This is a genomic window from Micromonospora sp. NPDC049799, from assembly GCF_040656655.1.
In the GTDB taxonomy this organism is placed as follows: domain Bacteria; phylum Actinomycetota; class Actinomycetes; order Mycobacteriales; family Micromonosporaceae; genus Micromonospora.
In genome coordinates this window covers 1-3,717 of sequence record NZ_JBFAMU010000490.1, presented here as the reverse complement: position 1 = coordinate 3,717, position 3,717 = coordinate 1, and the positions used below count along the sequence as shown (strand labels likewise).

Annotated in this window: 5 protein-coding genes; 1 reads left to right on the top strand and 4 read right to left on the bottom strand. The window is 73.2% G+C overall.

What is annotated here, in order from left to right:
* Window positions 1–562 (bottom strand): tRNA (adenosine(37)-N6)-threonylcarbamoyltransferase complex dimerization subunit type 1 TsaB (tsaB, locus tag AB0I76_RS25055; protein ID WP_357040091.1); only part of this gene is annotated, 562 nt, incomplete at its 3' end.
* Between the two features lie 130 nt (window positions 563–692).
* On the opposite strand from tsaB, the gene AB0I76_RS25050 reads away from it, so the two are divergent.
* Complete coding sequence (locus AB0I76_RS25050) at window positions 693–1,403, top strand: helix-turn-helix transcriptional regulator (protein WP_357040088.1); 711 nt, start codon at window positions 693–695, stop codon at window positions 1,401–1,403.
* On the opposite strand, the gene ung is transcribed toward AB0I76_RS25050, so the two are convergent.
* From ung to AB0I76_RS25035, 3 genes are all read right to left on the bottom strand, one after another.
* Window positions 1,392–2,093, bottom strand: coding sequence for a uracil-DNA glycosylase (gene ung, locus AB0I76_RS25045; protein ID WP_357040085.1), 702 nt, complete (start codon window positions 2,091–2,093; stop codon window positions 1,392–1,394). The two genes, AB0I76_RS25050 and ung, sit on opposite strands and share 12 nt — an antisense overlap.
* A 61-nt stretch (window positions 2,094–2,154) precedes the next feature.
* Window positions 2,155–2,637: a tRNA (adenosine(37)-N6)-threonylcarbamoyltransferase complex ATPase subunit type 1 TsaE gene (tsaE, locus tag AB0I76_RS25040; protein WP_357040082.1), complete on the bottom strand. Its 483-nt coding sequence runs from the start codon at window positions 2,635–2,637 to the stop codon at window positions 2,155–2,157.
* Window positions 2,634–3,716, bottom strand: coding sequence for an alpha/beta hydrolase (locus AB0I76_RS25035; RefSeq protein WP_357040079.1), 1,083 nt, complete (start codon window positions 3,714–3,716; stop codon window positions 2,634–2,636). Before AB0I76_RS25035 ends, tsaE begins: the two co-directional genes overlap by 4 nt.
* Between the last annotated feature and the right edge of the window lies 1 nt (window position 3,717).

The following is a 3,717-nucleotide window of genomic DNA, read 5'->3' as shown; positions in this document are numbered from 1 at the left end:
CCAGCACGCCCGCGTCCGGGTAGCGCGGCTCGGCCCGCACCGGCAGGCCCAGCGTGTCGGCGTACCGGTGGGCGCCGTCGCCGACGGCCACCGTGACCGCGAGGTCGCGGGCGCGCTCCGCGGCGACCGCCGGCGCCGACACCTCCGGCCCGACGATCCGCTGCCCGGCGCCGTCGTAGACCGCCCAGTAGATCTCCCGGCGGCGCGCGTCGCTCGCGGCCAGGACCGGTTCGCCGGCGGCCGCCGGGTGGCCGATCCCGTCCAGCGAGCAGACACCGTACGTGGGGACGCCGAGCACCTGCCCCATCGTGGCGGCGGTGACCAGTCCCACCCGCAGCCCCGTAAACGGTCCCGGGCCCAGCCCGGCGACGATCGCGCCCAGGTCGGCGGCCCGCGCGTCGGAGTCGGCGAGGACCGCGTCCACCTGCGGGGCGAGCAGTTCGCCGTGCGCCCGCGCGTCGACCGTGCACCGGTGCGCCCGGAGCACGACGCCATCCGCCGAGACCTCCGCGAGGGCGGCGGTCACCGCGGGGGTCGAGCTGTCCACCACCAGTACGAGCACGGTGAACCAGCCTAGCCGCCCCCTTCCCCGGCCGACCGGCGACCGGAGGCGTGGTTGGTTCCGCGAGCCTTATACCTGACCGTCATATTCATGACTGCCAGGTATGAAGCACGTGCGCCATCATGCTCGGATGTCTGACGATCGCCTCGCGACCGCAATCGGGGCGCTCCTGCGGCGGGAACGAGGCTCGCGATTCCTGACCCAGCAGACACTTGCTGACCTGGCCGGAGTCAGCCAGGCCGCAGTGGCCCGTATCGAGCGCGGCGACCGGATCCCGAGCTTCCGGCTGATCGAGCAGATCCTGGACGCGATGGACCTGCAGCTCACCGTCGGCGTGGAGCCACTGGACGCGCAGGTCGACGCGCGGCTGGACGAGCTGGCCACGCAGTCGCCGGTCGAGCGGCTCGACGGGATCGGCCTGGATCGGATGATCGACCGGCTCGGCGACCTGCCGTTCGTGCTCACCGGGGCGACCGCGGCGCTACTCCAGGGCGCGCCGATCCCGGTGGACATGCCGGAAATCGCCCTGCGCTGGGCCGATGCGGCCCGGTTCACCGTCTGGCTCAACGCCGCTCTCGGCCAGCGGTGGAACGCCCGGTGGGAGGAGTACGGCGGCGTCCACGTCGAGCCCGAGGAGCCGGGCGAGCACCGGTGGCGGACGAAGCACGGGGAGCTACGGGCCCGGATGTGCGACGAGCTGCCGGAGTCGATCGAGGTGCGGCACGGCGAGCGGAGCTACCGGGTGGTGCCGCTGGTCGAGGTGGAGCTGACCGACCCCCACGCCGCCGAGCTGCTCCGCCGCCACCGCGACCGCCACCGGCAACGGCGGTCAGCCGGCTGAGCGTTCCCAGTCGACCGTCGGCAGGCCGGCGTCGGCGAGCGCCTTGTTGGCGGCGCTGAACGGGCGGCTGCCCAGGAAGCCCCGCGGGTTCATCGGGCTGGGGTGGCCGGCCTCCAGCACCACGTGGCGCGGGTTGGTGACCAGGCCCGCCTTCTTGCGCGCGTACCCGCCCCAGAGCAGGAAGACGACCCGTGACTCCATCGCGTCCAGGGCGCGGATGGTGGCGTCGGTGAACTCCTCCCAACCGGAGTTCGCGTGCGAGCCCGGCGTGGCCTCGCGGACGGTCAGCACCGCGTTCAGCAGGAGCACGCCCTGCGCGGCCCAGCCACTGAGGTTGCCACTGCGCGGCTTCGGCACGCTGACGTCCTCGCCCAGCTCCTTGAAGACGTTGCGCAGCGACGGCGGCACGGTGACCCCCTCGCGGACGCTGAAGCTGAGCCCGTGCGCCTGACCGGCCCGGTGGTACGGGTCCTGACCGAGGATGAGCACCCGGCAGTCCTCGGGGCCGCACAGCCGGTAGGCCGAGAACAGGTCCTCCACCGGCGGGAAGACCGTGCGGGTGGCGTACTCCCGGGCGACGAACTCCGCGAGCGCCGCCGTGCGGGCCGGGTCGAGGTGCGGAGTGAGCACCGCCCGCCACTCCTCCGGCAGCAGCGCCAGCAGGTCCAGGGTGGGTGCGTCGTCGAGCATCGGCGGCCTCTCGGCGGTGGGATCAGGTCCCGGGCACTCTAAGCCGCCGGTACGACAGCGCTCAGCCGAGGGCCGCGAGGCGGCCGGCCCAGTCCCCGCCCACCGGCTCCAGCTCGACCACCCGCGTGTCGTCGTCGCGCCGGTCGATGCGGACCCGCAGGTGCGCGTCGACCAACTGCTCAACCAGCCCCTCGCCCCACTCGACGACGGTCACCGACTCGTCCACGGAGGCGTCGAGGTCGAGGTCGTCGATCTCGGCGCGCGGGTCGGCGGCGTCGCCCAGGCGGTACGCGTCGGCGTGCACCAGCGCCACCGTGCCGCCCCGCGCCGGGTCCGGACGGTGCACCCGGGCGATGACGAACGTGGGCGAGGTGATGTCGCCGAGCACGCCGAGCCCCGCGCCGATGCCCTGGGTCAGGGCGGTCTTGCCGGCCCCCAGCGGACCGGTCAGCAGCAGCAGGTCACCGGCGCGCAGCACCCCGGCGAGCCGGCGGCCGAAGTCCCGGGTGTCGTCGACCGTGGGCAGCTTCACCACGACACTCACGACGCCGCCCCGCCGCAGGTGTCCAGGAAGTGCGTCAGCGCGGCGTTGACCTCGTCGGCGTGCTCCAACATCACCACGTGCCCACTGTCGTGGATCTTGACGAACTCGGCGTGCGGCAGCCGCCGGACGATCTCCTCGGAGTGGACCACCGGCGTGATCATGTCCTTGTCGCCGACGATCACCACGACCGGCGTGTCGGCGAGCGCCGCCAGCGCCGGGAACCGGGAGTGCGTGGCCAGCGTGCGCAGGTAGCGCGTCACCGTGTCGGCGGAGGTCCGCGAGTTCATCGTCTCGACGTACGACACCAGGGCAGGACTGGGCCGGGTCGTCCCGAACCCGTACTTGCGGGTGAGCAGCCAGGCGACGTTGGAGGTGGACCGCCGCGCCCGGTCGATCACCGGCCCGCCGTAGCGGGTGACGTTGCCGACCATGTAGAGCACGGGCGCGCCGACCCGGCCGAGCAGCGCCGGTGCGACCAGCTTGGTCTCCGCCAGGAGGCCGCCCGACGTGGCCATCAGCACCGTACCCACGACGCGGTCGCCGAACATCTCCGGGAACAGCTCGGCGAACGCCATGATCGTCATGCCGCCCATCGAGTGCCCGACCAGCACCAGCGGCCCCTCCGGGGCGGTCCGGTCGATCACCGCGCGCAGCGTGCGACCGAGGGCGGTCAGGTCGTACTCGCCGGTCTCCAGCCGCCCCGACCGGCCGTGCCCCGGCTGGTCGTACGCGACGACGCGGTGCTCGCCGCGCTCGGCGAGCAGCTTGCGCTGGAAGTGGAAGGTGCCCATGTCCAGGCAGAACCCGTGCACCAGCACCACCGTCGGGTTGCCGGCCCTCGGGCGGGTCGGCTCCACGACCTCGACGTGAATGTCGGTGCCGTCCGGCATCTCCAGCTTGAACGCCTCGTCGTACCGCTGTTCGTCGAAGGCCTCGTCGGCGTACCGGTCGGTGGGGTCGGTCTTGAACCGGCGGACCAGGGCCCGCTCGGTGGCCACGCCCGCGGCGAGCCCCGCGGCGATCCATGTCGGCCTTCTTCGTCGCGGCGATGATCGCCTTGACGTTGGTGGTCTGCTCATC

Bases quoted from the DNA above. Each gene is read 5' to 3' on its own strand.
- AB0I76_RS25050 (WP_357040088.1), top strand. From the start codon at position 693: ATGTCTGACGATCGCCTCGCGACCGCAATCGGGGCGCTCCTGCGGCGG.
- ung (WP_357040085.1), bottom strand. From the start codon at position 2,093: ATGCTCGACGACGCACCCACCCTGGACCTGCTGGCGCTGCTGCCGGAG.
- AB0I76_RS25035 (WP_357040079.1), bottom strand. From the start codon at position 3,716: ATGAGCAGACCACCAACGTCAAGGCGATCATCGCCGCGACGAAGAAGG.